This is a genomic window from Tepidimonas sp., from assembly GCF_046292505.1.
Taxonomy (GTDB): Bacteria; Pseudomonadota; Gammaproteobacteria; order Burkholderiales; family Burkholderiaceae_C; genus Tepidimonas.
Genome location: NZ_JBKBQX010000001.1, coordinates 270,375 through 295,855, shown reverse-complemented (window position 1 = coordinate 295,855; position 25,481 = coordinate 270,375). Strand labels below are relative to the sequence as shown.

26 protein-coding genes are annotated in these 25,481 nt (G+C 70.0%); 16 read left to right on the top strand and 10 right to left on the bottom strand.

Features of this window, described 5'->3' with window-relative positions; translation table 11 throughout:
• Positions 1 to 64: 64 nt before the first annotated feature.
• Positions 65 to 607, bottom strand: a complete 543-nt coding sequence (gene grpE / locus ACK4TH_RS01295; protein WP_409621529.1) for a nucleotide exchange factor GrpE — start codon at positions 605 to 607, stop codon at positions 65 to 67.
• Between the two features lie 127 nt (positions 608 to 734).
• Between grpE and ACK4TH_RS01290 the strand changes: the two genes are divergently transcribed.
• Positions 735 to 1,589: a fumarylacetoacetate hydrolase family protein gene (locus ACK4TH_RS01290; protein ID WP_409621526.1), complete on the top strand. Its 855-nt coding sequence runs from the start codon at positions 735 to 737 to the stop codon at positions 1,587 to 1,589.
• A gap of 28 nt (positions 1,590 to 1,617) precedes the next feature.
• Here the strand turns inward: ACK4TH_RS01290 and ACK4TH_RS01285 are convergent, their stop codons facing one another.
• Positions 1,618 to 2,121 (bottom strand): MarR family winged helix-turn-helix transcriptional regulator, encoded by a 504-nt coding sequence (locus ACK4TH_RS01285; RefSeq protein ID WP_409621660.1) that lies wholly within the window; start codon positions 2,119 to 2,121, stop codon positions 1,618 to 1,620.
• A gap of 125 nt (positions 2,122 to 2,246) precedes the next feature.
• On the opposite strand from ACK4TH_RS01285, the gene ACK4TH_RS01280 reads away from it, so the two are divergent.
• Positions 2,247 to 3,008 carry a type 1 glutamine amidotransferase gene (locus tag ACK4TH_RS01280; RefSeq protein WP_409621523.1) on the top strand — a complete coding sequence of 254 codons (762 nt, stop codon included), beginning with the start codon at positions 2,247 to 2,249 and terminating at the stop codon, positions 3,006 to 3,008.
• Here ACK4TH_RS01280 and ACK4TH_RS01275 read toward each other — a convergent pair.
• From ACK4TH_RS01275 to ACK4TH_RS01250, 6 genes are read right to left on the bottom strand one after another with little or no spacing between them, the layout of a single operon-like run.
• Positions 3,005 to 4,687: an acyl-CoA dehydrogenase family protein gene (locus tag ACK4TH_RS01275; RefSeq protein ID WP_409621520.1), complete on the bottom strand. Its 1,683-nt coding sequence runs from the start codon at positions 4,685 to 4,687 to the stop codon at positions 3,005 to 3,007. The genes ACK4TH_RS01280 and ACK4TH_RS01275 overlap by 4 nt on opposite strands.
• 4 nt (positions 4,688 to 4,691) lie before the next feature.
• The gene (locus tag ACK4TH_RS01270; RefSeq protein WP_409621517.1) at positions 4,692 to 5,114 is read right to left on the bottom strand and encodes an acyl-CoA thioesterase; all 423 of its coding nucleotides are present in this window, start codon (positions 5,112 to 5,114) and stop codon (positions 4,692 to 4,694) included.
• Between the two features lie 20 nt (positions 5,115 to 5,134).
• Entirely contained in the window at positions 5,135 to 5,920 is a 786-nt protein-coding gene (locus ACK4TH_RS01265; RefSeq protein WP_409621514.1) for an SDR family NAD(P)-dependent oxidoreductase, read from the bottom strand.
• 57 nt (positions 5,921 to 5,977) lie between these two features.
• Positions 5,978 to 7,261, bottom strand: a complete 1,284-nt coding sequence (locus tag ACK4TH_RS01260; RefSeq protein WP_409621511.1) for a thiolase family protein — start codon at positions 7,259 to 7,261, stop codon at positions 5,978 to 5,980.
• Entirely contained in the window at positions 7,258 to 9,192 is a 1,935-nt protein-coding gene (locus tag ACK4TH_RS01255) for a feruloyl-CoA synthase (protein WP_409621508.1), read from the bottom strand. The genes ACK4TH_RS01260 and ACK4TH_RS01255 overlap by 4 nt, the downstream gene beginning before the upstream one ends.
• Before the next feature lie 56 nt (positions 9,193 to 9,248).
• Positions 9,249 to 10,037, bottom strand: coding sequence for a crotonase/enoyl-CoA hydratase family protein (locus ACK4TH_RS01250; protein WP_409621505.1), 789 nt, complete (start codon positions 10,035 to 10,037; stop codon positions 9,249 to 9,251).
• 142 nt (positions 10,038 to 10,179) lie between these two features.
• Here ACK4TH_RS01250 and ACK4TH_RS01245 point away from each other — a divergent pair, with 142 nt between their 5' ends.
• The gene (locus ACK4TH_RS01245) at positions 10,180 to 10,959 is read left to right on the top strand and encodes an enoyl-CoA hydratase/isomerase family protein (RefSeq protein WP_409621502.1); all 780 of its coding nucleotides are present in this window, start codon (positions 10,180 to 10,182) and stop codon (positions 10,957 to 10,959) included.
• 13 nt (positions 10,960 to 10,972) lie between these two features.
• On the opposite strand, the gene ACK4TH_RS01240 is transcribed toward ACK4TH_RS01245, so the two are convergent.
• On the bottom strand, positions 10,973 to 11,791 hold the full coding sequence (locus ACK4TH_RS01240) for an IclR family transcriptional regulator (protein ID WP_409621499.1): 819 nt from the start codon (positions 11,789 to 11,791) through the stop codon (positions 10,973 to 10,975).
• Positions 11,792 to 11,963: 172 nt separating this feature from the next.
• On the opposite strand from ACK4TH_RS01240, the gene ACK4TH_RS01235 reads away from it, so the two are divergent.
• The 9 genes from ACK4TH_RS01235 to ACK4TH_RS01195 all read left to right on the top strand — a co-directional run bounded on the left by ACK4TH_RS01235 (position 11,964) and on the right by ACK4TH_RS01195 (position 20,965).
• Complete coding sequence (locus ACK4TH_RS01235; RefSeq protein ID WP_409621496.1) at positions 11,964 to 12,920, top strand: MBL fold metallo-hydrolase; 957 nt, start codon at positions 11,964 to 11,966, stop codon at positions 12,918 to 12,920.
• A gap of 32 nt (positions 12,921 to 12,952) precedes the next feature.
• Positions 12,953 to 13,495, top strand: coding sequence for a VOC family protein (locus ACK4TH_RS01230; protein WP_409621493.1), 543 nt, complete (start codon positions 12,953 to 12,955; stop codon positions 13,493 to 13,495).
• 2 nt (positions 13,496 to 13,497) lie between these two features.
• A complete protein-coding gene (locus tag ACK4TH_RS01225) occupies positions 13,498 to 15,108 on the top strand; it encodes an FAD-dependent oxidoreductase (RefSeq protein WP_409621490.1) in 1,611 nt (536 codons plus the stop codon).
• A 40-nt stretch (positions 15,109 to 15,148) separates the two neighbouring features.
• Entirely contained in the window at positions 15,149 to 15,355 is a 207-nt protein-coding gene (locus ACK4TH_RS01220) for a DUF2783 domain-containing protein (protein WP_409621487.1), read from the top strand.
• A 58-nt stretch (positions 15,356 to 15,413) separates the two neighbouring features.
• Positions 15,414 to 16,730 (top strand): fumarylacetoacetase, encoded by a 1,317-nt coding sequence (gene fahA / locus ACK4TH_RS01215; RefSeq protein ID WP_409621484.1) that lies wholly within the window; start codon positions 15,414 to 15,416, stop codon positions 16,728 to 16,730.
• A 302-nt stretch (positions 16,731 to 17,032) separates the two neighbouring features.
• Complete coding sequence (locus ACK4TH_RS01210; protein WP_409621481.1) at positions 17,033 to 18,076, top strand: TRAP transporter substrate-binding protein; 1,044 nt, start codon at positions 17,033 to 17,035, stop codon at positions 18,074 to 18,076.
• Positions 18,077 to 18,172: 96 nt separating this feature from the next.
• Positions 18,173 to 18,694, top strand: coding sequence for a TRAP transporter small permease (locus ACK4TH_RS01205; RefSeq protein ID WP_409621478.1), 522 nt, complete (start codon positions 18,173 to 18,175; stop codon positions 18,692 to 18,694).
• A gap of 1 nt (position 18,695) precedes the next feature.
• On the top strand, positions 18,696 to 20,018 hold the full coding sequence (locus tag ACK4TH_RS01200) for a TRAP transporter large permease (protein ID WP_409621475.1): 1,323 nt from the start codon (positions 18,696 to 18,698) through the stop codon (positions 20,016 to 20,018).
• The gene (locus ACK4TH_RS01195) at positions 20,015 to 20,965 is read left to right on the top strand and encodes a DUF1932 domain-containing protein (RefSeq protein WP_409621472.1); all 951 of its coding nucleotides are present in this window, start codon (positions 20,015 to 20,017) and stop codon (positions 20,963 to 20,965) included. The genes ACK4TH_RS01200 and ACK4TH_RS01195 overlap by 4 nt, the downstream gene beginning before the upstream one ends.
• On the opposite strand, the gene ACK4TH_RS01190 is transcribed toward ACK4TH_RS01195, so the two are convergent.
• A complete protein-coding gene (locus ACK4TH_RS01190) occupies positions 20,955 to 21,869 on the bottom strand; it encodes a LysR substrate-binding domain-containing protein (protein ID WP_409621469.1) in 915 nt (304 codons plus the stop codon). The two genes, ACK4TH_RS01195 and ACK4TH_RS01190, sit on opposite strands and share 11 nt — an antisense overlap.
• Positions 21,870 to 22,000: 131 nt before the next feature.
• On the opposite strand from ACK4TH_RS01190, the gene ACK4TH_RS01185 reads away from it, so the two are divergent.
• From ACK4TH_RS01185 to ACK4TH_RS01170, 4 genes are read left to right on the top strand one after another with little or no spacing between them, the layout of a single operon-like run.
• Positions 22,001 to 22,717, top strand: a complete 717-nt coding sequence (locus ACK4TH_RS01185) for a substrate-binding domain-containing protein (protein ID WP_409621466.1) — start codon at positions 22,001 to 22,003, stop codon at positions 22,715 to 22,717.
• Positions 22,718 to 22,745: 28 nt separating this feature from the next.
• Positions 22,746 to 23,786 (top strand): amidohydrolase family protein, encoded by a 1,041-nt coding sequence (locus ACK4TH_RS01180; RefSeq protein WP_409621463.1) that lies wholly within the window; start codon positions 22,746 to 22,748, stop codon positions 23,784 to 23,786.
• Positions 23,787 to 23,824: 38 nt separating this feature from the next.
• On the top strand, positions 23,825 to 24,511 hold the full coding sequence (gene ligK, locus ACK4TH_RS01175) for a 4-carboxy-4-hydroxy-2-oxoadipate aldolase/oxaloacetate decarboxylase (protein ID WP_409621460.1): 687 nt from the start codon (positions 23,825 to 23,827) through the stop codon (positions 24,509 to 24,511).
• A gap of 13 nt (positions 24,512 to 24,524) precedes the next feature.
• Positions 24,525 to 25,478 carry an amidohydrolase family protein gene (locus ACK4TH_RS01170; RefSeq protein WP_409621457.1) on the top strand — a complete coding sequence of 318 codons (954 nt, stop codon included), beginning with the start codon at positions 24,525 to 24,527 and terminating at the stop codon, positions 25,476 to 25,478.
• Positions 25,479 to 25,481 lie beyond the last annotated feature (3 nt).

Below are 25,481 nucleotides of genomic sequence, written 5' to 3'. Positions count from 1 at the left end.
GGATTGTTGAAACTGGTTCGAATGTGGGGATGCCTGTCCGCCATTCAAGAGCGGTGTCGCGCGGTCACTGGGGCGCGGCAACCGTTACCAAGGCGGGGCGCAGCACCCGCTCGGCCATCAGGTAACCCTTTTGCAGCGTGCTGACCACGGTGTTGGCCGGCTGATCGGCGGGCACCATGCTGATGGCCTGGTGTTGGTGCGGATCGAAGCGCGCCCCGGCGGCGGGCGCAATGGGCGTGACCTTGTGGCGCGCCAAGGCGGAGAGCAGCTGCTGCAGCGTCGCCTCGGCCCCCTCGCGGATCTGTTGCAGCGTGGCCTCCTGCACGGCGAGGCCGGCCTCCAGGCTGTCCACCACCGGCAGCAGGCTCTCGGCAAACGCCTCGACAGCAAACTTGCGCACTTTGGCGATTTCCTCCTCGGCGCGGCGACGGGTGTTGTCGGCATCGGCCAGCGCGCGCAGCAGCTGATCGTTGAGTTCGGCGTTGCGCTGACGCAGCGCGTCCAGCTCGGCCTGCAGGTCCGCCGCGGCCGTGTCCTGCGCGGCGGACGACGAGGTGGGCGCATCGGCGCTGGGGGTGGGGGTCGGTGGGTTTTCGGGATTCGTCATGGTTGTCGTCATGGTCGTTGTGCGAGAGGCGTTCGACACCAGTTGGGCCAGATGGGGGTGCGCGACGGCGGTTCAAGAGGGGGGCTGGCAGGGATCGTGCAGAATCGATGGCGAAGGAGCCACGCAGATGAAACTGTTCCGTCATGGGGCGCCCGGCAACGAGCGCCCGGGTTTGCTGGATGCGCAAGGGGTGCGCCGCGATCTGGCCGGGGTGATCGGCGATCTGGCCCCGCACACGCTGGGGCCCGACGCCCTGGCCCGACTGGCCCGCCTGGACCCCGCCCGGCTGCCCGAGGTGGATCCGGCCGAGCGGCTGGGGCCTTGCATCGGGCAGATCGGCAATGTGATCGCCATCGGCCTCAATTATGCCGACCACGCGGCCGAAGCCGGCCTGCCCATCCCCAAGCAGCCCATCGTCTTCAGCAAGCACACGGCCGCGGTGAGCGGGCCGCACGACGACGTGTGGCTGCCGCCGGGGGCGCACAAGCTGGATTGGGAGGTCGAGCTGGCGGTCGTCATCGGCCAGCCGGCCTGGCATGTGCCGTTGCAAGCGGCGCTGCAACACGTGGCCGGCTACTGTCTGGCCAACGATGTGTCCGAGCGCGCCCACCAGATCGAGATGGAAGGGCAGTGGATCAAGGGCAAGAGCTACCCCACGCATTGCCCCCTGGGGCCCTGGCTGGTGACGGCCGACGAGCTCCCCGACCCGCAGGCGGTGGACCTGTGGTTGGACGTCAACGGGGTGCCGCGCCAGCGGGGCAATACCCGCACCATGATTTTCGGCGTGGCGCAAATCGTCAGCTACCTCAGCCGTTTCATGCGGCTGCTGCCGGGCGATGTGATCCTGACCGGTACGCCCCCCGGCGTCGGCATGGGCCAGCGTCCGCCGGTGTACCTGCAGGTGGGGGATGTGGTCACGCTGGGCAGCCCCGTGCTGGGCGAGCAGCGACAGCGCATTGTCGCGGCGCCCGTGTCGGTCTGAACGGCCGCCCCTCGCCCGGCGGGGGTGCTCAGGCGTCGGGCCCCAGGTAGACTTTGCGCAACAGCCGGATCAGGGTGGCGCGCTCCCCGGCATCCAGGTGGGTGAGGTCGGAGATTTCCAGGGCGCCCACCTGGGCCTGTGCCTGGGCCTGGACCTCGGCGCCTTGCGGCGTCACATACAGTCCCTGTGCGCGCCGATCCGTGGGGTGCCCGCGTTTTTCCACCAATCCCCGCCGCTCCAGTGCCCGCACCAGCCCCACCAGGTTGGGCGGTAGGATATCCAGCGCCGCGCAAACCTGCCGCGAGGTGACGCCCGGGTTGTGCGCGATGACGGTCAGCACCGAAAAGTCCACCACCCGCAAGCCAAACGGGGCCAGCCGCTGCAACACGTGGCCGATGATGGCCAGCGCTGCGCGGCGCGCGTTGTAGCCGATCAGCGATTCTAGAAAGCGCGTGTCCAGGCGCAGGGCGGAGGCGTCGGCGACGTCTTCGCCGCCGGGCGGGGAGGGTTGCAGCGTAACCACATCCGGAATGGTAGCGCGACTGCGCGCGCGCCCCGGACTGGGGAGCCGCGCCGGGGTGGTCCGCCGCGCGGGGCGGACAATGGCACCTGCCGATCGCTGGGGAAGCGCCTGTCGCGGCTACCATGCCGGCCACCATGACCGATGCGCTCTCGACCCCTGCCGCCGTCAGCACAGCCCGTGCCGACGTGCTGGTGTTGCAGCACACGCTGGAGGATCCGCCCGGCTACCTGGCCACGTGGCTGGACGCCGTCGGCGCCCGCTGGGACGTGTTCTGCGCCGAGGCCGGGCAGGCCTATCCGGACTCGGTGGCCCGCTACCGGGCGCTGGCGGTGCTGGGCGGGGAGTGGAGCGCCAATGACGAGCGCGCGAGCCTGCGCCACGCCGAGGCGCTGATCCGCGAGGCCGCTGCGCGCGGCATCCCGGTGCTCGGGCACTGCCTGGGCGCGCAGCTGATGGCGCGCGCGCTGGGGGGGCGGGTCGAGCGCCTGCCGCGGCCGGAGATCGGCTGGCTGCCGATCCGTCACGACGGCAGCGCCGCGGCGCGGGAATGGCTGGGCGAGGATCCGGACCCGGTGGTCTACCAGTGGCACTACGACGGCGTGGTGGCGCTGCCGCCTGGGGCGGGTGTGCTGGCGGCGTCCGACGCCTGCGCGGTGCAGGCGTTTGCGCTCGGGCCGCATCTGGGCATGCAGTTCCACATCGAGATCACGCCGCTGAAGATCGAGAGCTGGCTGGCCAACCCGGGCGAGGTCTACCCGGGCGCCATCGGCGCGCACCCGCAGACGGTGCAGGCGCCCGAGGCGATGCGCGCCGCCACCGCCGCCCACCAGGCGGCGAGCTACCGCTTGGCCGACCGCATCTATGGCGCCTGGCGGCGGCGCTGGCGCACGGCCTAGCCGAGCGCGCGCTCGACCATCTCGCAGCGCCAGGCCTGCTCGGGCCAGACCCAGTGGTCGAAGGCGGCACCGACCTCGCCCTCCCATGCCGCGTCATGCCGACCCAGGCGGGTGCGCGCCCAGCCCATCAGCGTCAGCGCCACCGCACGCAGGAAGTCCCCCGCTACCGGCAGCAGCGCCTGCCGCTGCGCCTCGTCGGCCGCGGCCAGCCGGGCAAGCAGCGCGTGCAGCCGCTGCGCGCCGGCTTGCCTCGCGGCGTCGGCCGGCCCGTCGGCCTGCAGCTCGTGCAGCAGCGCGGCCAGCGCCGCGCCGCCGTCCGGCAGCGTCTTGCGCAGCAGCAGATCCTGCGCCTGGATTTCGTTGGTGCCCTCGTAGATCATCGTCACGCGCGCGTCGCGCACGATCTGCTCGATGCCCCACTCTCGCACGTAGCCGTGGCCGCCGAACACCTGCAGGCAGTCGCTGGCGCCGTGGAAGGCCTGCTCGGTCCAGGCGGCCTTCAGCACCGGGGTGATCAGTGCGCACCAGCGCTGCGCGGCCTGCCGGCGCGCGCCGTCCGGGTGGTGGTGGGCGACGTCCAGCGCCAGCGCCGTGCGGTAGGCCAGCAGCCGGCCGGTGTCGATCCAGGCACGCTGCGTATCCAGCAGCCGCCGCACCGCCGGGTGGTCGATGATCGGGTCGGCTGGCTGCGCGGGGTCGCGTCGCCGTGGCGCGCGCATTTGGCGCCGCTCGTGCGCGTAGGCGTGCGCCTTCTGCCACGCGGCGTCCAGCAGGCCGATGCCCTGCAGCGCCACGTGCAGCCGCGCCGCGTTCATCATCACGAACATCGCCGCCAGCCCCTGGTGCGGCGCACTGACCAGCCAGCCCTCGGCGCCATCGAAGCGCAGCACGCAGGTGGGGCTGGCGTGCAGGCCCATCTTGGCCTCGATGCGCTCGCAGACGATGGCGTTGCGCCGGCCGTCCGGCAGCCACTTCGGCGCCAGCAACAGGCTCAGGCCCTTCGAGCCGGGCGGGGCCTCGGGCAGGCGTGCCAGCACCAGGTGCACGATGTTGTCGGTCAGGTCGTGCTCGCCGCCGGAGATGAAGATCTTCGTCCCCTCGATCCGGTAGCCGTCGTCGCCGGTCGGTGTGGCGCGCGTGCGCACCAGGCCCAGGTCGCTGCCGGCGTGCGGCTCGGTCAGCGCCATGGTGGCCAGCCACTCGCCGCTGACCAGCTGGGGCAGGTAGCGCGCCTGCAGCGCGGGGCTGGCGTGGTGGCGCAGACATTCCACCGCGCCATGCAGCAGGCCCGGCGCCATGGTCCAGCCGTGGTTGGCGGCGCTGAGCCACTCGTACAGCACGAACGCCAGCGCCACCGGCAACCCCTGGCCGCCCAGCGCCGGCGGGGCCGACAGCGCCGGCCAGCCGGCGCGCCAGAACGCCTCGTAGGCGTCGCGAAAGCCCGGCGGCATCGTCACCGCACCGTCGTGCCAGCGCGCACCGATCTCGTCGCCAACGCGGTTCAGCGGCGCCACCACTTCGTGCACGAAGGTGGCGGCCTCCTCCAGCACCTGGCGCGTGAGGTCGGCGTCGGCGTGCTCGGCCAGCGCCGGCAGCTCGCGCCAGACGGCCGGGGCATCCAGCACGTCCAGCAGCCAGCGCGCGGACAGCGCCGCGTCGGGGCGATAGGGCTGCGTCATCGCTTCAGCCTCCGCACAGGGCGCGGATGTCCGCCGGGATCGGGATCGCCTTGATGCGGTTCGGGTCGTCCGGGTGGCGGACGCAGAAGGCGCGCGTCTCGCGCCCCTCGCACAGCACGTCGTCGCCGCGGCGCACCACGTGGTGCTGGATGAAGACCTTCTCGCGCCATTCCTCCACCCGCGTGTGCACCTGCAGGCGCTCGCCGTAGGTGGCGGGCTTGAGGAAGCGGGTGTGGATCTCCAGCAGCGGCGTGCCGATGATGCCGCGCGTCTTGACCAGCTCGCGCCAGGGCGGCACGCCGCACTGCACGAAGAAGTGCAGCGACGCTGCATCCATCCACTTGCTGAAGTTGGGGAAGAAGACGATGCCGGCCGGGTCGCAGTCGCCGAACATCACCTCTACCTCGTAGACCGTGGTCTTGCTCATGGTCGTGGTGTCAACAAGGTTCAGCGCGGGGGCAGGCGCAGCGCGCCGTCCAGACGGATCACCTCGCCGTTGAGGTGGCCGTTGGTGACGATGTGGCAGGCCAGATCGGCAAACTCCTGCGGGCGGCCCAGCCGCGCCGGGAACGGGATGCTGGCCGCCAGCGAGTGCTGCACCGCCTCGGGCAGGGTGCGCATCAGCGGCGTGTCGAACAGCCCGGGCGCGATGGTGCAGACGCGAATGCCATGCTGGGCTAGGTCGCGCGCCATGGGCAGCGTCATGCCGACGACGCCGCCCTTGGAGGCGCTGTAGGCCTGCTGGCCGACCTGGCCGTCGAAGGCCGCCACCGAGGCGGTGAACACCATCACGCCGCGTTCGCCGTCTTCCAGCGGGGGCAGGGCGGCGCAGGCGGCGGAAAACAGACGCGCGGCGTTGTAGGTGCCGATCAGGTTGACGCGCACGACGCGCTCGAAATCCTCCAGCGGCGCGGGCTGGCCGTCCTTGCCGACGATGCGCCGCGCGGTGCCGATGCCCGCCACATGCATCAGGATGCGCGCCGGGCCGAGCGTCGCGGTGGCCTGGGCAAAGGCGTCGCGCAGGCCGTCGGCGCTGGCGACATCGGCGGCCAGCGCCAGTGCCGTGCCGGCGCCATGGACGGCGTTCAAGTCCGCGGCGACGCGCGCGGCGGCCTCGCCCGACAGGTCGATGACGGCCACGCGTGCGCCACGGGCGGCCAGCTCGCGCGCCGTGGCCTCGCCGAGGCCGGAGCCGGCGCCGGTGACCAGGGCGGTTTGTCCATTCAGTTGCATCGGTGTCTCCTGGGGGGCCGCGGGGAGGGCGGCCCAACGTTGGGGGTGGGTGTTCGATCAGGCGGCGGTGGCAGCGTCGGGGTTTTCCAGCAGCAGCGCGATGCCCTGGCCGCCGCCGATGCAGGCCGACGCCACGCCGTAGCGCCCACCGCAGGCGCGCAGCGCGCGCGCGCAGGTCAGCGTCAGCCGCACGCCGGTGGCCGCCAGCGGATGCCCCAGCGCGATGGCGCCGCCGTTGACGTTCAGGCGCGCCTCGTCCAGCCCCAGCTCGCGCACCACCGCCAGCACCTGCGCGCCCTGCGCCTCGTTGATCTCGAAGCGGTCGATGGCTTCCAGCGGCAGCCCCGTGCGCTGCAGCAGCAGGCGGATGGCCGGCGCCGGGCCGATGCCCATGATCTCCGGCGGCACGCCCACCACCGCAGCGGCCACCACGCGCGCCAGCGGCGAGCGGCCGGTGCGCGCGCGCCAGTCGCGGGTGAACGCGCCGCCCGCCACGACGGCGGCCGCGGCCGCATCCACCAGCGCCGAGCTGTTGCCGGCCGTCTGCACCCCGCCCGGGTGCACCGGGCGCAGGCGCGCCAGCGCCTCCGGCGGCGAGGGGCGCGGGTGGGTGTCGGTGTCCACGCGCTCCACTTTCGGCGGCAGGCGCAGCGCCCGCGGCGCGTAGCCCTCGCGCTCGAACGTGGTGGGGGTGACGGGCTCGATCTCGCCCGCCAAAAAGCCACTCGACTGTGCCGCCAGCGCGCGCTCGAACGAGCGCGCCGCGTACGCGTCCACCTCGGCGCGGGTGATGCGGTAGCGGCGCGCCAGGTTCTCCGCGGTGCTGATCATGTCGACGCCGGCGGCCGGATCCTTCAGCGCCTCCCACATGAAGTCCTCGAACTTGACCGGCGCGCCGAGCTTGAAGCCGGTGCGGTGCTCGAAGGCGGCGATGGGGTTGCGCGTCATGCTCTCGGTGCCCGCCACCAGCGCCACGTCGACCCCGTCGCGCAGGTGCAGCCCGGCCTGGCGGAACAGCTCGAAGCCGGTGCCGCAGATGCGCTGCACCATCAGCGCCGGCACCTCGATCGGCACACCGGCGTACAGGCCGATGTGGCGCGGCAGCATGTACTGGAAGCTGTCGCCGGGGGCCATGTTGCCGGCCAGCACCGCGCCGACCGCTTCTGGCGCGACGTCGGCGCGGCGCAGCGCCGCGCGCGCCGCGTGGATGCCCAGGTCGGTGGGCGACAGGCCGCCGAAGACGCCGCAGTAGTCCACCATCGGCGTGCGCGCGCCGTCCAGGATCCAGCAGTCGTCGAAGCGGTTGAACAGGCCGCGCGGCTGGCGCAGGGGGTCGGTCATGGCAAGGTCCTCGTGGAGGGCAGGTCGGTCGGGGGCTGTACCGTGGGCTTGACGATGTGGCACAGCGCGTCGTCGTAGAGCTTGTCCACCGTGTCGGCCCGGTGCGTGAGCACCGCGCGCTGGTTGATCGAGCCCTTGTCGGTGATCTCGCCGCGGTCGAGGCTTGGCGGGTCGGCCAGCAGCACCAGCCGGGCGATGCGGTTGGCGCTGCCGGTGGCCTGGCGCGCCAGCTCGTCGACCACGCGCTGGAAGTGCGCCAGCACCGCCGGGTGCTCGACCACCTCGTGCAGCGAGGCGTCGGCCGGCAGCGGGCACAGTTCGCGCACGCGCGGCGTCGGGAAGACCAGGGCGCCGACCTCATGGCGGTTCAGACCCGTGATCACGGCGTCCTGCACGTAGGGCGCGCCGGCCGCGATCAGGCGTGCGCGCAACGGGCCCACGCTGACGAAGGTGCCGGTGGCGAGCTTGAAGTCCTCCGCGATGCGGCCGTCGAAGCGCAGGCCGCGGTGCACGTCGGTCTCGTCGATCCAGCGTACCGCGTCGCCCGAGCGGAAGAACCCTTCCTCGTCGAAGGCGGCGGCGGTCTCGTCGGGGTTGCGCCAGTAGCCGGGCGTGACGTTGGGGCCGCGGTAGCGCACCTCGGTCTTGCCCTCGATGTCCACCAGCTTCACTTCCAGGCCCGGGGTGGGGATGCCCAGGTCGCCCGCGAGCACATCCGGGCTGGTGACGAAGAGCGCAAACGGCCCCGACTCCGTCATACCCAGGCCGGAGGTCATGACGATGCGCTCGCCGGTTTCGCGCACCTCGCTCTCGTACAGGCTGTCCCAGATGGGTTGGGCCAGCGCCGCGCCGGCATAGAAGAACATGCGCACGCGCGACAGCAGGGTGCGACGCAGGGCGTCGTCGGTCTTCATCGCGTGGGCGATCGCCTCGAAGCCCACCGGCACGTTGAAATAGATGCTGGGGGCGACCTCGCGCAGGTTGCGCAGCGTCTCGCCGATCAGCGCCGGGGTGGGTTTGCCGTCGTCGATGTAGAGCGTGCCGCCGTGGTAGAGCACCATGCCGACGTTGTGGTTACCGCCAAACGTGTGGTTCCACGGCAGCCAGTCCACCAGCACCAGGTCGCCTTTGGCCAGCACCGGCATCGACTGCGTCATTTGCTGCTGGTTGGCGCACCACATGCGGTGCGTGTTGATGACGGCCTTGGGCGCCTTGGTCGAGCCGCTGGTGAAGAGAAACTTCACGATGGTGTCCGGCCCGGTGGCCTCGATGGCGGCCTCCACCGCCGCGGTCGGCTCGGTGGCCGCCAGTGCCGCGTAAGGCGTCACCGGGCGGTCGGGCAGGGTGCCCTCGGCCAACACCACCTCCACCTGCGGCGGCACCACCGCCCCGATGGCGCGCGCGTAGCGCGCATCCTGCGCGAACACCAGGCCCGGCGTCAGCGTCGCCCACACGTGGCGCAGCTTGGCGAAATCGCTGCTCAGCAGCGAGTAGGCGGGCGAGACCGGCGCCCAGGGCACGCCGGCCACCATGCAGCCCAGTGCCAGCAGCGCGTGCTCCAAGCTGTTCTCGCTCAGGATCAGCACCGGGCGTTCGGCCGACAGGTCGCGCTGCAGCAGCGCCTGCGCCAGCGCGCGCGCCGTGGCCCAGGCCTGGGCCCAGGTGACGTGTTCCCAGTCGCCCAGCGTCACCGTGCCATCGGCCGCGACGTGGCGGCGCCGGCGGGCGAACAGCGTGCGCTGCGGGCGCTCGCGTGCCCAGTGGCGCAGCCGGTCGGTCATGCGCGCCGGGTAGGGTTGCAAGGCCTGCTCGGCGCGCAGGTAATGCACCCCGGCGGGGCCGTCGCGCACCTGCACGCGCGTGACACCAAAGCGCAGCGGCCGAAACGGCGCCTGCGCCACCTCGGGGGGAAGGTGCGGTTCGCGGCTCATGTCTCCTCGGTCCTCGTGGTTCTGGTCGTGTGAGGGGCGGGCGGCGCCCGCCGCGGTCAGCCGCCCGGGCGCACCTTGGCGGCGCGCCCCTCCAGGAAGTCGCGCAGGCGCGCCTTGGCCTCGGGGGCGGCCTGGGCGATGGCGGAGATCAGCGCCTCGGTGAACAGCCCGTGGTCGCTGGCCTGCTCGGCGATGCGTGGCAGCGCGTGCATCAGCGCGTAGTTGGTCATCGGGGCATTGGCGGCGATGCGCCGCGCCAGCTCCAGCGCCTTGGCCAGCGCTTGGCCGGCCGGCACGCGGTACTGCACCAGCCCGGCCCGCTCGGCCTCGTCGGCGCCGAGCACGCGGCCGGTCAGCATCATGTCCATCATGCGCGCCACGCCGATCAGGCGCGGGATGCGCACCGCGCCGCTGCCGCCGACGAAGATGCCCCGCGTGCCCTCCGGCAGCGCGAAGTAGGCGCTGTCGTCAGCCACGCGCACATGGCAGGCACTGGCCAGCTCCAGCCCGCCGCCCACCACCGCGCCGTGCAGCGCCGCCACCACCGGCACGCGTCCGCGCTCGATGGCGTCGAAGGCGGCGTGCCACAGCCGCGAGTGGTGCAGGCCCTCCACGGCGTCGCGCTCGCGCAGCTCCGCCAGATCCAGCCCGGCGCAGAAGTGCTCGCCCTCGCCGCAGATGACCGCGGCGCGCGCGGCCTCCGGCAGGGTTTCGAAGGTTTGGCGCAGCGCGAGGATCAGCCCGTCCGACAGGGCATTGCGCTTGGCCGGCCGGCGCAGCCGCACGATGGCGACGGCGCCGTCCAGGGTGACGTCGACGGCTTGGAGATCGGGGGTGGCATTCATGAATACAGTTACAAAAAATAACGATATGGCGAATGTAGCGGTTTCACACCCCGTTTCGGATCCGGGAAAACCCGCAGACGCCATCGCCTCCGATCCCAGGGCCACCCGAAGAGCCCGAGCGGGCGCGGCATACTCCCCTGCCATGCACGACGATGCCTCCACCCCTCTCTACGCGGTTCACGACGGTGTGGCCACGATCACCCTCAACCGCCCGCGCCACCGCAACCGTCTGCATGGCGAAGACTTGCGCGCACTGGTGCGCCATGTCGAGTCGGCCAACCGCGACGCCTCGGTGCGTGTGCTCGTGCTCAACGCGCGCGTGCTGCCGGATGCACCGGTGTTCAGTGCCGGTTTCCATCTGGGTGGATTCGGGGCCGATGCCGGGGCAGCCGTCGATGCCTTTGCCCACGCGGCCGACGCGCTCGCCCGGGCCCGTCCGGTCACGTTAGCGGCCTTGGCCGGCAGCGTCTATGGCGGGGCCACCGACCTGGCCTTGGCGTGCGACTTTCGCATCGGCGTCCAGGGGATGGAGCTGCGCATGCCCGCTGCCGCACTGGGGTTGCACTACTATCCGAGCGGCATGCGCCGTTGCGTGGCCACGCTCGGGTTGTCGGCGGCGCGGCGGCTTTTCCTGTTCGCGGAGCCGCTGGGCGCGGCCGAGCTGCTGGCACTGGGCTACTTGGATGAGCTGGTCGAGCCCGCCGACTTGGACACCGCCGTGCGCCGCCGGTGTGCGCAAGTGCTCGCCCTGGCGCCGCTGGCCGTCCAAGGCATGAAACAGACGCTGCTGGACATCGCCTTGGGCGAGCGTCGCCCGGACGATTGGCGCGCGCGCGAGCTGGCCACGCACGCCAGCGCCGACTTCGCCGAGGGCCGGGCCGCGTTTGCCGAGCGCCGCCGCGCCCGCTTCGAAGGCCGCTGATCCCGCGCGACGGTCACAGGCTGCCAATGGCCCCGAGCCGTTGTGACAGCCGTTCGGCAGCTGCGCGCAGGGCTTGGGCTTGCGCACTGTCAGGGCTCAGGTCGAGCAAGGCGCTGGGGCCGATGGCGGCGATGGCCAGGGCCAGGCGGCCAAAGCCGTCGAACACGGGCACTGCCATCGCGCTGATGCCCGGCAGCAGCTCGTCGCGCACGCGGCTCAGGCGCTCGCGGCGGATCGCCTCCAGCTCGGCCACGAAGGCCGGATCCTGCAGGGCATGCGTTTCGCCCTCGCGTGCCAGGGCCTCGGTCACCGCCGCGGGGGGCGCAAAGGCGGCGAAGATTTTGCCCGTGCCCGTGTGGCGCAGCGAGGCGGGCGTGCCGTGCCGCATGGCCACATGCACCGGCGTGGGGGCCAGCTCCACGTGCACGATGATGGGGCCCACCGGCCCCCACACGGCGACCGATACCGTGCAGCCGAGCGTGCGCGCTAGCGCCGGCAGCTCGGCCACCGCCAGCCGCACCGGGTCCACCTGTTGCAGCCCGATCAGACCCAACTGCAAAGCCAGTGGCCCCAGGCCGTAGTGACCACTGACCGGGTCCTGCTCGACCAAGCCGATCCTGCCAAAGCTCACCAAATAGGGGTGTGCCTTGGCCGCCGCCATGCCTGCGGCGCGCGCCAAGTCCTTCAGTGGTAGGGCCGAGCCGCTGCGCACCAGGGCCTTGAGCAACTGGCCCCCCACCTCCACGCTCTGGATGCCGCGCGGTCCGCGCGACTCGGACTCATCGCCCAAACTGCCGTCCGTCGCCGGGGAGGGGTGTCGTGCAGGGTTCATGTCGATCATTGTCGATTCGCCGGTTGGGCTGCTCGGGCGCGCCGGCGTAGGGGTTTTTACTTAGTCGAATTCGTTAGACATGGTACAACGACCTCGCGTATCATCGCGATTGTTGTATGACAAATGCGTTAGGCATGGATAAATTTCCGGCCTCCACCCACGGAGTCTCCCGATGAGCACCAAAGCCTTTGCCAGCCAGGCTGACCTGCAGGACAAGCAGGTCAGCTTCACCAAGCTGTCCGACCACGCCTACGCCTACACCGCCGAGGGCGACCCCAACACCGGCGTCATCATCGGCGACGACGCCGTGATGGTGATCGACACCCAGGCCACGCCGGTGATGGCGCAGGACGTGATCCGCCGCATCCGCGAGGTCACCGACAAGCCGATCAAGTACGTGGTGCTGAGCCACTACCACGCGGTGCGCGTGCTGGGCGCCAGCGCCTACCAGCCCGAGCACATCATCGCCAGCCAGGACACCTACGACCTGATCGTCGAGCGCGGCGAGCAGGACAAGGCCAGCGAGATCGGGCGCTTTCCGCGCCTGTTCCGGGCGGTGGAGTCGGTGCCTCCGGGGCTGACCTGGCCCACCATCACCTTCACCGGCAAGATGACGATCTGGCTGGGCAAGCTGGAGGTGCAGCTGCTGCAGCTGGGCCGCGGCCACACTAAGGGCGACACGGTGGCGTGGTTGCCGCAGGAGCGGATCCTGTTCAGCGGCGATCTGGTGGAGTTCGACGCGACGCCCTACGCCGGCGATGCCTACTTCCGCGACTGGCCGCAGACGCTGGACAACATCGCCGCGCTCCAGCCCGAAAAGCTCGTGCCCGGCCGCGGCGCGGCGCTGACCACGCCCGAGCAGGTGCAGCAGGGGCTGGCCGGCACCAAAGCCTTCATCTCGGACGTCTATGCCTGTGTCCGCGAGGGCGTGGCCGCGGGCAAGGACCTCCACACCGTCTACAAAGATACGTATGCCCGGCTCAAGCCCAAGTATGGTCACTGGGTGATCTTCGACCACTGCATGCCGTTCGACGTCACGCGCTGCTACGACGAGGCCACGCAATACCCCGACCCCCGCATCTGGACGGCAGAGCGCGACCGTCAGATGTGGGAAACCCTGGAAGGCTGATGCCGCCTTCGCCACCCGAGAGGAGACCGACCATGCAGATTCAACGCATCCACCACGTCGCCTACCGCTGCAAGGACGCCAAGGAAACCGTCGAGTGGTACGTCAAGCACCTGAATATGAATTTCGTGCTGGCCATCGCCGAGGACCAGGTGCCCTCCACCAAGGCGCCGGACCCGTATATGCATGTGTTCCTCGACGCCGGGCAGGGCAACGTCCTGGCGTTCTTTGAACTGCCCAACTCGCCGGCCATGGGGCGCGACACCAACACCCCCGAGTGGGTGCAGCACATCGCCTTCAAGGTGGACAGCGTGCAGACGCTGGAGGAAACCAAGGCTCGGCTGGAGTCGGCTGGCATCCCCGTCGTCGGCGTCACCGACCACACCATCTTCAAGAGCATCTACTTCTTCGATCCCAACGGTCACCGCATCGAGCTGGCGGCCGACGTCGGCACGCCGGACATGTACGAAAAACTCGACGCCGTGAAGTGGGAGATGCTGGACGAATGGGCCCGGACCAAGCGGGCGCCCAAGCACGCCGCCTGGATGCACGAAAAAGAGTTCCACGCCGTCGACTGACCATGTTGCACACCTACACCTATCCGCAGTACGCCTACCGGCAAAGCGATGAGCAGCGCGATGGCCGGCGCGTGCGCCACCCGGTGGTTGTCATCGGCGCCGGCCCCGTGGGCATGACTCAGGCCTTGGACTGTGCTGCTCGCGGCATCCCCACCGTCGTGCTCGACGACAACAACACGGTCAGCGTCGGCTCGCGTGCGGTGTGCTACGCCAAGCGGCCGCTGGAGATCTGGGACCGCTTGGGGGTGGCCGAGGACTTCGTCGCCCAGGGGATCCAGTGGAAGGTGGGCAAGGTGTTCTTCCGCGACGAACTGGTCTATCAGTTCGACCTGCTGCCGGAGGACCACCACAAGATGCCGGCGATGATCAACCTGCAGCAGTACTACCTGGAGGAGCGGCTGGTGCGCGCCTGCGACGAGTCGCCCTTGGTGGACCTGCGCTGGAAGCACAAGGTGCTGGCGCTGGAGCCGCAGGCCGACCACGTGGTGCTGACGATCGAGACGCCCGACGGCATCTTCAAGATGGAGGCCGCGTGGCTGATCGCCTGCGACGGCGCCAGCAGTGACACGCGCCGCATGATCGGCGCGGACTTCACCGGCCAGTTCTTTCAGGACCGCTTCCTGATCGCCGACGTGGTGATGAAGGCGGACTTCCCGACCGAGCGCTGGTTCTGGTTCGACCCGCCGTTCCACCGTGGCCAGAGCGTGCTGCTGCACAAGCAGTGCGACAACGTCTGGCGCATCGACTTCCAGCTCGGCTGGGACGCCGACCCCAACGAGGAGAAGAAGCCCGAGCGCGTCATCCCGCGCATCCAGGCCATGTTGGGGCCGGACGTGCCATTCGAGCTGGAGTGGGTGTCGGTGTACCAGTTCGCCTGCCGGCGCATCGACCGCTTCCGCCACGGGCGGGTGATCTTCGCGGGGGATGCGGCGCACCAGGTCTCGCCGTTTGGGGCGCGCGGCGCCAACAGCGGCGTGCAGGACTGCGACAACCTGAGCTGGAAGCTGGCGGCGGTGCTGGCCGGCCAGGCGCCCGAGGCCCTGCTGGACACCTACCACGACGAGCGCGCCTTTGCTGCCGACGACAACCTGCTCAATTCCACGCGCTCCACCGACTTCATCACGCCCAAGAGCCGCACCTCGCTGCGCCTGCGCAACGCGGTGCTGGAGCTGGCGCGCACCGAGCCGTTCGCGCGTCCGCTGGTCAACAGCGGGCGGCTGTCGACGCCGACGCCCTACGTGCATTCGCCGCTCAACACGCCGGATGCCGAATCGTTCGCCGGCCGCATGACGCCCGGAACCAACTGCGCCGATGCCCCGGTCGAAGTCGACGGCCAGCCGGGCTGGCTGCTCAACCTATTGGGCCGCGGTTTCGTGCTGCTGAGCTTCGGGCCCGCCGAGCCGGTGCGCGTCGGCGGCGTCGAGGCCCAGGTCCTGCAGGTCGGGCGCGACCTGATCGACCGCGCTGGCGTGCTCACCCAGCGCTACGATGGTCAGCCGGGCACGGTGTACCTGATCCGCCCCGACCAGTACGTCGCAGCCCGCTGGCGCCGCTTCGACCGCGCCGCGGTCGAGGCCGCGCTGGCGCGGGCGCTGGGTCATGCCCTGGCCTGATGCCGCTTTCCGCGACGCCCCCGTCCCTCGGAGACCTGCCATGCCTTTGAACCGCCAACCCCACATCGCCGAGCCCGACGCCTTCTACGAGGAGCTGATCCACGCCCAGCGCGACCTCCAGGACGAGCAGGCGGAGATGTTTTTGGCCAAGCTCGTGCTGATTCTGGCCAACCACGTCGGCGACCGCGCCGTGCTCTCCGAGGCGATCGCGCTGGCCCGCGCCAACACCCTCGCGACGGTGGGCTGAACGCCGCGCCGGCCAGATGCCTTCGAGCGCGATACCTCCGCACACGCCCTTGTCGCCCATGTCCTTGCTCAACGAAACCCACGACCCCGCCCTGCGCAGCTGGGTGGACGGTGCCAACCGCCCCGGTCACGACTTTCCCATCCAGAACCTGCCGTTTGCCAGCTTTCGCCGCCGCGATCGCGGCGAATCCTGGCGCGGCGGGGTGGCGATCGGCGACGCCATCGTCGATCTGGCGGCGCTGCACCGGGCCCACCCGTTCGAAGGCCTCGCCGCCGAGGCGCTCGCTGCGGCCGCGCAGCCGCAGCTCAATGCGCTGATGGCCTTGGGCCCTGCCCACTGGAGCGCACTGCGGCTGGGCCTGTCGCGGGCGCTGCGCGAGGGCAGCCCCCAGCGCGCCGTCATCGAGCCCTGTCTGGTGCCCCAGGCCGAGGCGGAGTACGGGCTGCCGGCCCGCATCGGCGACTACACCGATTTCTACACCTCGGTTCACCACGCCACCAACATCGGCCGCCAGTTCCGGCCCGACAACCCGCTGCTGCCCAACTACAAATGGGTACCCATCGGCTACCACGGCCGCAGCTCCAGCATCGGGGTGTCCCCGCAGGCCTTCCACCGCCCGCGCGGCCAGGTCAAAGCGCCGGACGCCGAGGCGCCCACCCTCGCGCCCAGCCGGCGGCTGGACATCGAACTGGAACTGGGCGTCTTCGTCGGGCCCGGCAACGCCATGGGTGACGCGATCCCGGTGGCCCAGGCCGAGTCGCATGTGTTCGGCATCGTGCTGCTCAACGACTGGTCGGCGCGCGACATCCAGGCCTGGGAATACCAGCCGCTCGGGCCGTTCCTGGCCAAGAACTTTGCCACCACGATCTCGCCCTGGGTCGTGACCCTGGAGGCGCTCGCCCCGTACCGCGTCCCCTTCGAGCGGCCGGTCACCGACCCCCAGCCACTGCCGTACTTGGACGATCCGGCCAACCGCGCGCAGGGGGCCTTCGACATCCGCCTGTCGATCGGCTGGCAGACGCCGCGCATGCGCGAGCAGGGGATGGCTGACCACGTGGTCGCGCAGACCAGCTACCGGCACGCCTATTGGACGGTGGCGCAGATGGTGGCCCACCACACGGTCAATGGCTGCAATCTGCAGCCGGGGGATTTGTTGGGCACCGGCACGCTCTCCGGCCCGACGCTGGAGCAGGCGGCGGCCTTCATTGAGCTCACGCTCGGCGGCAAACAGCCCCTGAGCCTGCCCGGTGGCGAGCAGCGCACCTTTCTGGAGGACGGCGACACGGTTGTGTTGCGCGGCTGGTGCGAAGCGCCACGGGCGGCGCGCATCGGTTTTGGCGAATGCCGAGGCACGGTACTGCCCGCCCGTGGCTGATGGTGTGGGCGGTGCCCAGGCACCGGAGGGCCGCGCTCCGGTCCGTGGTTTGCAGCGGTACCGGGTATTGCGGTTTGCTATAGCAGTTTGTCTGTCATGGCAATTTTGCAAGCCAACGGCAAGCACTACAGTTCATGCGCTCGACCGTTGAGCCGGCGGTCCCGAGCACCTCGGGCAAACCCCGAGGTTTGAGGCCGGCACGCCGATTGATTCATTGCATTAATCGTCAGTGTGCTGTTTATTTTCGGCGCATCCACCCCCGCGCGGCCACCCGCGCCATCGCAATCCGCAGGAGACATGACATGAAAACCCCCTGGTCGCTTCGTGCACTGACCGTCGCCCTCGGTGGCGCGCTGCTGGCCGGTGCCGCGTGGGCACAGCAGGTGACGCTGCGCGTGCACCACTTTTTGCCGGCGCAGGCCAATGTGCCGCGCCTGGCCATCGAGCCGTGGGCCAAAAAGATCGAGGCCGAGTCCGGCGGCCGCATCAAGGTGCAGATCTTTCCGGCCATGCAGATGGGCGGCACGCCCGCGCAGTTGTTCGACCAGGCACGCGACGGCGTGGCCGATGTGACGTGGACGGTGCTGGGCTACACCCCCGGCCGTTTCCCGAAGATGGAGGTGTTCGAGCTGCCCTTCATCACCCCGAACAACGAGCGCGCCGGTGAGATCACTTCGCGTGCCGCCTGGGAGTTTGCGCAGCGCTTCGCGGCCGACGAGTTCAAGGACGTCAAGCTGATTGCGGTGCACACCCACGGCCCGGGCCTGTTCCACACCAAGCAGCCCGTCACGGGGCTGGAGAGCGTGCGCGGCATGAAGATCCGCGGCGGCACGCGCATCGTCAACAACATGCTGACCAAGTTGGGTGCCACCCCTGTGGGCATGCCCGTGCCGCAGGTCACCGAGGCGCTGTCCAAGGGTGTGATCGACGGCACCACCATTCCCTGGGAGGTGGGGCCGTCCCTGCGCGTGCACGAGATCGTCAAGAACCACACGACCTTCGCCGGCGACAAGGCGCTCTACAACATGGCTTTTGCGTTTTCGATGAACAAGGCCAAGTACGAGTCGCTGCCGCCCGATCTCAAGAAAGTCATCGACGACAACGCCGGGGCGGAGACGTCGGCCTTCTTCGGCAAGGCCATGGACCAGGGTGACAAGAGCGGTCGGGAGATCGCCGCCAAGGCCGGCAACAAGATCACGCAGCTCGAGCTGGCCGAGACCCAGCGCTGGCTGCGCACCGCAGGCAGCGTCGAAGACGACTGGGTCAAGGAAGTCCGGTCCAAGGGCATCGATGGAGCGCAACTCGCGAGCGAGGCCCGCGCCCTGCTGGCCAAGTACGCCAAGTAAACTGTCGTGCAGTGGGCGCGCGCATGGCGATTCGCCATGCGCGTTTTGCCAACTGCGGCCCCCGCGCCGGGGCGCCTCACAGACGAGAAGATCAACATGACGACTTGGGTATTTCGACTCGCGCGCTGGTCGGCTATCGTGGGCGGCGTGGTGCTGTGCGTCATCACGCTCATGAGCGTGGCCAGCATCACCGGCCGGGCGCTCTCCGGCGTGGGGCTCGGTCCGGTGCCGGGCGATTTCGAACTGGTGGAAGTCGGCACGGGCGTGGCGGTGTTTTTGTTCCTGCCGTGGACCTACCTGCGCGGCGGGCATGCGACCGTGGACCTGCTCTACAACCACCTGCCGGCCTTTTTGCAAAAAACGGTCTCGATGGTGTGCGATGTTTTGATGCTGGCCTTGTGGCTGGCACTGACCTGGAAGCTGTGGGACGGCATGCTCGAAAAGCGCGAGTACCTGGAGACCACCTTCATCCTGCAAATGCCGGTGTGGTGGGCCTATGCCGCCTGTTTCGTGGGCGCGGTCATCGGCTGCCTGGCCTACATCACCAAGACGTTGATCAATCTCGGACTGGCGCGCTATCCCGAGGGTTGGCCGGTCGAATCCGCGGGGGTGCATTGAGATGACGGGAATCGAACTGGCCGCGTGGTCGTTTCCGGTCCTGCTGGCGCTGATCTTCATTCGCGTGCCCATCGGGCTGGCCATGGCCGTGTGCGGTCTGGTCGGGGCGTACCTGGTGTATGGCACCCCGGTGCCGCTGCTCAATCAGCTCAAGCAGGTGACGTTCACCACCTTTTCCAACTACAACCTGTCGGTGATTCCGCTGTTCCTGCTGATGGGGCAGTTTGCCGCGCTGGGGGGGCTGTCGCGGTCGCTGTTCAAGGCGGCGGAGGCCTGGATCGGCCACTACAAGGGTGGCGTGGCGATGGCTGCCGTCGGGGCCTGTGCGGGCTTCGGGGCCATTTGCGGCTCGTCGCTGGCCACGGCGGCCACCATGGCGCAGGTGGCGTTGCCCGAGCTGCGGCGCGCCGGCTATTCCGGTGCCCTGTCCACGGCCTGTCTGGCCGCGGGCGGCACGCTCGGCATCCTCATCCCGCCATCGGTGGTGTTGGTCATCTATGCCATCCTGACGGAGCAAAACATCGCCAAGCTGTTCCTCGCAGCGTTCGTGCCGGGCATTTTGGCCGCCATTGGCTACATCATCGTGATTTCGATCTATGTGCGCCTCAAGCCCGACAGTGCTGGGCGCATGGCGCCCGTGCCCATGGCCGAGCGCTGGAAAGCCCTGGGCAGCACCTGGCCGGTGATCGTCATCTTCCTGTCGGTGGTGGGCGGGATTTACAGCGGCATTTTCACCCCGACCGAGGGCGCCGCGGTCGGTGCCTTCGGCACCGGGTTGGCGGCGTGGCTGGCGGGCGGGCTCAATGCCAAGACGCTGCGCGAGGCCATCTACGGCACCGCCATCGCCACGGGCATGATTTTCATGATCGTGCTGGGTGCCGGGCTGTACAACACCTTTCTGGCGTTGTCGCAACTGCCGCAGGAGCTGGCCCAATGGGTCATCGGCCAGGGACTGAGCCCGTGGCTGGTGCTCACCCTGATTCTGGTGATTTATCTGCTGCTGGGCTGCGTCATGGACTCGCTGTCCATGATTCTGCTCACCATCCCGATCTTCTTCCCGATGATCATGGGGTTGGACTTCGGCATGACACCCGAGGAAACCGCCATCTGGTTCGGCATCCTGGTCCTGATCGTGGTGGAGGTCGGTCTGATCACGCCGCCCGTGGGGATGAACCTGTTCGTCATCAACAACATGGCGCGCAGCGTGCCGATCGTGCAGACCTACCGCGGGGTCACGCCTTTCGTGATCAGCGATCTGGTGCGCACGGCCATCCTGGCGGCCTTCCCCGGCATCACCCTGTTTGCGCTGTGGATGACGTCGTGAGTCAGACCGTCGAATCCCCCTTGGCCGCGCCGGCGGTCACGCGCGTCGGCCTGGTCGGGCTGGGGGAAGTGGGGACGATCCTGGGCCGGGCCTTGGCCCCTCAGGGCCTGCGTTGGCTGGGTGGCTGGGACGTCAAGCTCGCCCACGCCGACACCCGCGACGCCGTGCTCGCGCGCGCCCAGGCGGCCGGTGTGCAGCCGTGCGACGGCATGGCCGCGCTGTGTGCTCAGGCCGAATGCATCGTCTGCGCCGTGACGGCGGCCAACACGCTGGCCGTCGCGCAGGAGGCGGCCCGGCATCTGCGGCCGGGCACGTGGTTTTTGGATCTGAACTCCGCCTCGCCGGGCACCAAGCAGCAGGCGGCTGCCGCCATCGAGTCGGCCGGCGGGCGCTACGTGGAGGCCGGCGTGATGACTTCGGTGCCGCCCTACGGCATTCGCGTACCCATGTTGCTGGGCGGCCCCCATGCGGCGGCGTTGCAGCCCATCGTCCAGGGCTGGGGCATGCAGGTGCAGGTCGCCTCCGACCGCCTGGGCGTGGCGTCGGCCACCAAGATGTGCCGCAGCGTCATGATCAAGGGGTTGGAGGCCTTGGTCATCGAGAGCTTCACCGCGGCCCGCCACTACGGGGTGGAGCAGGCGATGATCGCCACCCTGCAAGAGACGTTTCCGGGCATCGACTGGCCGGCGCAGGCAGCGTATTTTTACAGCCGGGTGGCGCAGCACGGTCAGCGCCGCGCGGAGGAGATGCGCGAAGTCGCCCGCACCGTGGCCGAGGCGGGCTTCGAGCCGCAGATGGCCCGTGCCATCGCCGACAAGGACGACTGGATGGCGGTGCTGCGGCGCGACGGCGCGTTTGGCGGGGTCAGCGATCCGGCGGTTTGGGAGCAGTGGGCGGATGCGCTGCTGGCGACACGGCGCCCGCGCGAGGAGGCTCCTACCCGCTGATCGCGCCCAGGCGCTCCTTGCACAACGCGCGGATCACATCGGCCGCGGCCTGTTGGGTGCGCGTGCCGGGCCGGTGGGCGCTGCTGACCAGCGCCACGCGCGGGCGCAACTCGGGCTGGGTGATCGGGCGGGTTTGCAGGGCGCTCGGTCTCGTCCAGCTCGCCACCGCATGCGACGACAGGATGGCGCAGCCCAGCCCCTCGGCCACCAATTCCAGAATCGCGGCCACGCCGTCGATTTCCAGCACCACATGCGGCTTGTGTCCCAGCGCCGCCAGGGCCGTCTCCACCTGCATGCGCAGCGCGTTGGGGCGGCTGGGGATGATCAAGGGCAGGGCGGCGACGTCGGCCAGGGGAATGGGCAGGGATGGATCGTCGGCCAGCCCTGGCGGACGGGCCTGTACCAGCGCCAGCGTCTCGTGGAACAGCGGCTCGACCTGGTGGTCGGCCGACACGGGCGGGTTGTAGACCAGTGCCAGGTCGAGCCGGCCTTGGTGCACCTGATCCCACATGGCGGCGGACAGGCCCTCGGCGATGGTGAGTGTGGCTTCGGGCAGGGCACGGCGGAAAGCGCGCGTCAGCGGCACCGCCAGCAGACGCGCCAGGCTGGGTGGCAGGCCGATGGCCACGCGCCCCGCCAACGCCCCGCGCACGCGGCCCAGCTCCTCCCGGGCACGTTCGACCTGGTGCAGGATGCCGCGCCCGTGCGCCAGCAGCACCTGACCCGCTTCGGTCGGGATGGCTCCGCGGCCGTTGCGCAACAGCAGGTTGTGGCGCAGCTCGACCTCCAGTTGGCGGATCTGCCGACTCAGCGCGGGTTGGGCGATGCCCAGGGCGTGCGCCGCACGCGTAAAACTGCCCAGCTCCGCCACGCGCACGAAGTATTCCAACTGTTTCAGGTCCACGGCCATCCCGCCGCGACGGCGGTTCCTGTTATGCAATATTTTGATACCAGATAGTCTGGCTAGTGTATTCTGGCATAACCGAATCCGCGCCAGAATGGTGCCCTGTGACCCTCGACACAGCCATCCCGCCCATGCCCGATTCTCAGCCGTCGGTCGTTGCCGCACCCCCCTTGCGTGGCCTGTCCTCCATGGCGACGCGGCTGGTGCTGGCCGACTTGGTGCAGGCGTGGCGTGCCGCCGGCGGCGGCCCGGTAGCCATCGAGTCGCTCGGCGGGGTCGATGCCGCCCGCCGCGTCGAGGCGGGCGAGGCCGTGGATGTGGTGATTTTGGCGGCCGATGCCATCGACCGCTTGATGGCGACCGGCCATCTGCTGTCCGGCAGTCGGGTCGATTTGGTGCGCTCGGAGGTCGGCGTGGCGGTGCGCGCCGATGCCCCGGTGCCAGACATCGGCACCGAGGCCGCGGTGCGTGCCGCGGTGTTGGCCGCTCGTCGCATCGGGTATTCGACCGGCCCGAGCGGGCAGGCGCTGGCGCAGCGCTTTGCGCGCTGGGGCATCGCGGACCTGGTCGCGCCCAAGCTGGTGGTGCCCCCACCGGGCGTGCCCGTGGGCATGTTGCTGGCGCGCGGCGACATCGATCTGGGTTTTCAGCAACTGAGCGAGCTCATCCACGTCCAGGGCATCCGGTTGCTGGGCACCCTGCCGCCCGAAATCGGCATCGTCACCGTGTTTTCCGGCGCCGTGGCCCGCACCAGCCAGCAACCGGAGGCGGTGCGCGCGCTGCTGGCCTTCATGGCCTCGCCAGCCGCCGAGGCCGCGATACGCCGCCAGGGCATGCGCCCGGCGTGATCCCTGTCCGCTTCCCCAGGAATACCCCATGCGACCCCCGCTCGTCATCGACGTCCACGGCCACTACACCACGGCGCCCAAGGCGCTGGAAGACTGGCGCAACCGCCAGATCGCCGGCCTGCAAGACCCTGCCGTCGCGCCCACCGCGGCCGACTTGCAGATTCCCGACGACGCCATCCGCGAATCGATCGAGACCAACCAGCTTGCCAAGATGCGCGAGCGCGGCAGCGACCTGACCGTCTTCAGCCCGCGCGCCAGCTTCATGGCACACCACATCGGCGACTTCAACACCTCGGCCACGTGGGCGGCGATCTGCAACGAGCTGGTCTACCGCGTCACGCAGCTCTTCCCCGAGCACTTCGTCGGCGCGGCGATGCTGCCGCAGTCGCCCGGCGTCGATCCGCGCACCTGCATCCCCGAGCTGCGCAAGTGCGTCGAGCAGTACGGCTTCGTCGGCCTGAACCTCAACCCCGACCCCTCCGGAGGCCACTGGCGCGAGCCGCCGCTGACCGACCGCTGGTGGTACCCGATCTACGAGGTGATGGTCGAGTACGACATCCCGGCCATGATCCACGTCAGCACCTCGTGCAACGCGTGCTTCCACACCACCGGGGCGCACTACATCAACGCCGACACCACGGCGTTCATGCAGCTGATCCAGGGCGACCTGTTCAAGGACTTTCCGACGCTCAAGTTCCTGATTCCGCATGGCGGTGGCGCCGCGCCGTACCACTGGGGCCGCTACCGCGGGCTGGCGCAGGAGCTGAAAAAACCCCCGCTGCAGCAGCACCTGCTCGGCAACGTGTTTTTCGACACCTGCGTCTACCACCAGCCGGGCATCGACCTGCTCACACGCGTGGTGCCGGTGGACAACATCTTGTTCGCCAGCGAGATGATCGGCGCCGTGCGCGGCATCGACCCCGAGACCGGCCACCACTACGACGACACCAAGCGCTACGTGCTGGCCACGCCGCACCTGGACGAGGCCGCGCGGCGCAAGGTGTTCGAGACCAACGCCCGCCGCGTCTTTCCGCGGCTGGACGCCAAGCTCAAGGCGCGCGGCCTCTGAGCCGCCGCGCTCCACCCGACCCCGCAGGAGTCCCCACCATGCACTACGAACTCGGCGTCGTCTACCGCCACATCGTGCGCGCCGACCGTGAGGTCGCCGACGCGCTGGCGGCCTTCGGCAGCGCCACCGTGCACGAGGCCATGGGCCGCGTCGGCCTCATGAAGCCCTACATGCGCCCGATCTACGCTGGCGCGCAGGTCGGCGGCACCGCGGTCACCGTGCTGCTGCACCCCGGCGACAACTGGATGATGCACGTCGTGGCCGAACAGATCCAGCCCGGCGACGTGGTGGTGGCGGCGCTCACTGCCGAATGCTGCGACGGCTACTTCGGCGACCTGCTGGCCACGAGCTTTCAGGCGCGCGGCGCGCGGGCGCTGGTGATCGACGCCGGCGTGCGCGACGTGCGCACGCTCACCGAGATGGGCTTTCCGGTCTGGAGCAAATGCATCAGCGCCAAGGGCACGATCAAGGCCACGCTCGGCTCGGTCAACATCCCGGTGGTGTGCGCCGGCGCGCTGGTGCACCCGGGCGACGTCATCGTCGCCGACGACGACGGGGTGGTGGTGGTGCCGCGCGACAAGGCCGCCGCGACGCTGGAGGCGGCACGCAAGCGCGAGGCCGCCGAGGCCGACAAGCGCGCCAAGCTCGCCGCCGGCGTCCTGGGGCTGGACATGTACGACATGCGCCCGGCGCTGGCCAAGGCCGGCCTGCGCTACGTCGATTGAACGGGAGGCCAGCGTGGACCGACCCACCACCGGCGGCTTCGCCAAGACCCCCGGCTGGCTCGACTGGTACGACGGCCCGAGCCGGCCGCGCCTGCGGCTGCCGGACGGCGCCGTGGATGCGCACTGCCACGTCTTCGGTCCCGGCGAACGCTTTCCGTACGCGCCCGAGCGCAAGTACACCCCCTGCGACGCCAGCAAGGAGCAGCTGTTTGCGCTGCGCGACCACCTGGGCTTTGCGCGCAACGTCATCGTGCAGGCCACCTGCCACGGCGCCGACAACCGCGCGCTGGTGGACGCGTGCCTGGCCAGTGACGGGCGCGCGCGCGGCGTGGCCACGGTGCGGCGCGACGTCGCCGACGCCGAGCTGGAGCGGCTGCACGCAGCCGGCATCCGCGGCGTGCGCTTCAACTTCGTCAAGCGGCTGGTGGACTTCACGCCCAAGGACGAGCTGCTGGAGATCGCCCGGCGCATCGCGCCGCTGGGCTGGCACGTCGTCGTCTACTTCGAGGCGCCGGACTTGCCCGAACTGTGGGACTTCTTCACCGCGCTGCCCACCACCGTGGTGGTGGACCACATGGGCCGCCCGGACGTGACCCAGCCCGTGGACGGGCCCCAGTTCGGCCTGTTCGTGCGCCTGCTGCGTGAGCACCCCAACGTCTGGACCAAGGTGAGCTGCCCGGAGCGGCTCTCGGTCTCGGGGCCGCCGGCGCTGCCGGGGCGCTGCGCTGCGGAGCGGCCGCCGTACGCCGACGTCATCCCGTTCGCGCGCCGGCTGGTGGAGGACTTCCCCGACCGCGTGCTGTGGGGCACCGACTGGCCGCACCCCAACCTGAAGGATCACATGCCCGACGACGGGCTGCTGGTGGACTGGCTGGCGCACATCGTCCCGGACGAGACGCACCTGCGCCGGCTGCTGGTGGACAACCCGATGCGCCTGTATTGGCCCGACGAGTCGAAAGGAGCCTGACGC

Excerpts from the sequence above, each read along its gene's own strand:
- grpE (WP_409621529.1), bottom strand. The coding sequence starts at position 607 with ATGACGAATCCCGAAAACCCACCGACCCCCACCCCCAGCGCCGATGCG.
- ACK4TH_RS01290 (WP_409621526.1), top strand. The coding sequence starts at position 735 with ATGAAACTGTTCCGTCATGGGGCGCCCGGCAACGAGCGCCCGGGTTTG.
- ACK4TH_RS01280 (WP_409621523.1), top strand. The coding sequence starts at position 2,247 with ATGACCGATGCGCTCTCGACCCCTGCCGCCGTCAGCACAGCCCGTGCC.
- ACK4TH_RS01275 (WP_409621520.1), bottom strand. The coding sequence starts at position 4,687 with ATGACGCAGCCCTATCGCCCCGACGCGGCGCTGTCCGCGCGCTGGCTG.
- ACK4TH_RS01270 (WP_409621517.1), bottom strand. The coding sequence starts at position 5,114 with ATGAGCAAGACCACGGTCTACGAGGTAGAGGTGATGTTCGGCGACTGC.
- ACK4TH_RS01265 (WP_409621514.1), bottom strand. The coding sequence starts at position 5,920 with ATGCAACTGAATGGACAAACCGCCCTGGTCACCGGCGCCGGCTCCGGC.
- ACK4TH_RS01260 (WP_409621511.1), bottom strand. The coding sequence starts at position 7,261 with ATGACCGACCCCCTGCGCCAGCCGCGCGGCCTGTTCAACCGCTTCGAC.
- ACK4TH_RS01255 (WP_409621508.1), bottom strand. The coding sequence starts at position 9,192 with ATGAGCCGCGAACCGCACCTTCCCCCCGAGGTGGCGCAGGCGCCGTTT.
- ACK4TH_RS01250 (WP_409621505.1), bottom strand. The coding sequence starts at position 10,037 with ATGAATGCCACCCCCGATCTCCAAGCCGTCGACGTCACCCTGGACGGC.
- ACK4TH_RS01245 (WP_409621502.1), top strand. The coding sequence starts at position 10,180 with ATGCACGACGATGCCTCCACCCCTCTCTACGCGGTTCACGACGGTGTG.
- ACK4TH_RS01240 (WP_409621499.1), bottom strand. The coding sequence starts at position 11,791 with ATGAACCCTGCACGACACCCCTCCCCGGCGACGGACGGCAGTTTGGGC.
- ACK4TH_RS01235 (WP_409621496.1), top strand. The coding sequence starts at position 11,964 with ATGAGCACCAAAGCCTTTGCCAGCCAGGCTGACCTGCAGGACAAGCAG.
- ACK4TH_RS01230 (WP_409621493.1), top strand. The coding sequence starts at position 12,953 with ATGCAGATTCAACGCATCCACCACGTCGCCTACCGCTGCAAGGACGCC.
- ACK4TH_RS01225 (WP_409621490.1), top strand. The coding sequence starts at position 13,498 with ATGTTGCACACCTACACCTATCCGCAGTACGCCTACCGGCAAAGCGAT.
- ACK4TH_RS01220 (WP_409621487.1), top strand. The coding sequence starts at position 15,149 with ATGCCTTTGAACCGCCAACCCCACATCGCCGAGCCCGACGCCTTCTAC.
- fahA (WP_409621484.1), top strand. The coding sequence starts at position 15,414 with ATGTCCTTGCTCAACGAAACCCACGACCCCGCCCTGCGCAGCTGGGTG.
- ACK4TH_RS01210 (WP_409621481.1), top strand. The coding sequence starts at position 17,033 with ATGAAAACCCCCTGGTCGCTTCGTGCACTGACCGTCGCCCTCGGTGGC.
- ACK4TH_RS01205 (WP_409621478.1), top strand. The coding sequence starts at position 18,173 with ATGACGACTTGGGTATTTCGACTCGCGCGCTGGTCGGCTATCGTGGGC.
- ACK4TH_RS01200 (WP_409621475.1), top strand. The coding sequence starts at position 18,696 with ATGACGGGAATCGAACTGGCCGCGTGGTCGTTTCCGGTCCTGCTGGCG.
- ACK4TH_RS01185 (WP_409621466.1), top strand. The coding sequence starts at position 22,001 with ATGCCCGATTCTCAGCCGTCGGTCGTTGCCGCACCCCCCTTGCGTGGC.
- ACK4TH_RS01180 (WP_409621463.1), top strand. The coding sequence starts at position 22,746 with ATGCGACCCCCGCTCGTCATCGACGTCCACGGCCACTACACCACGGCG.
- ligK (WP_409621460.1), top strand. The coding sequence starts at position 23,825 with ATGCACTACGAACTCGGCGTCGTCTACCGCCACATCGTGCGCGCCGAC.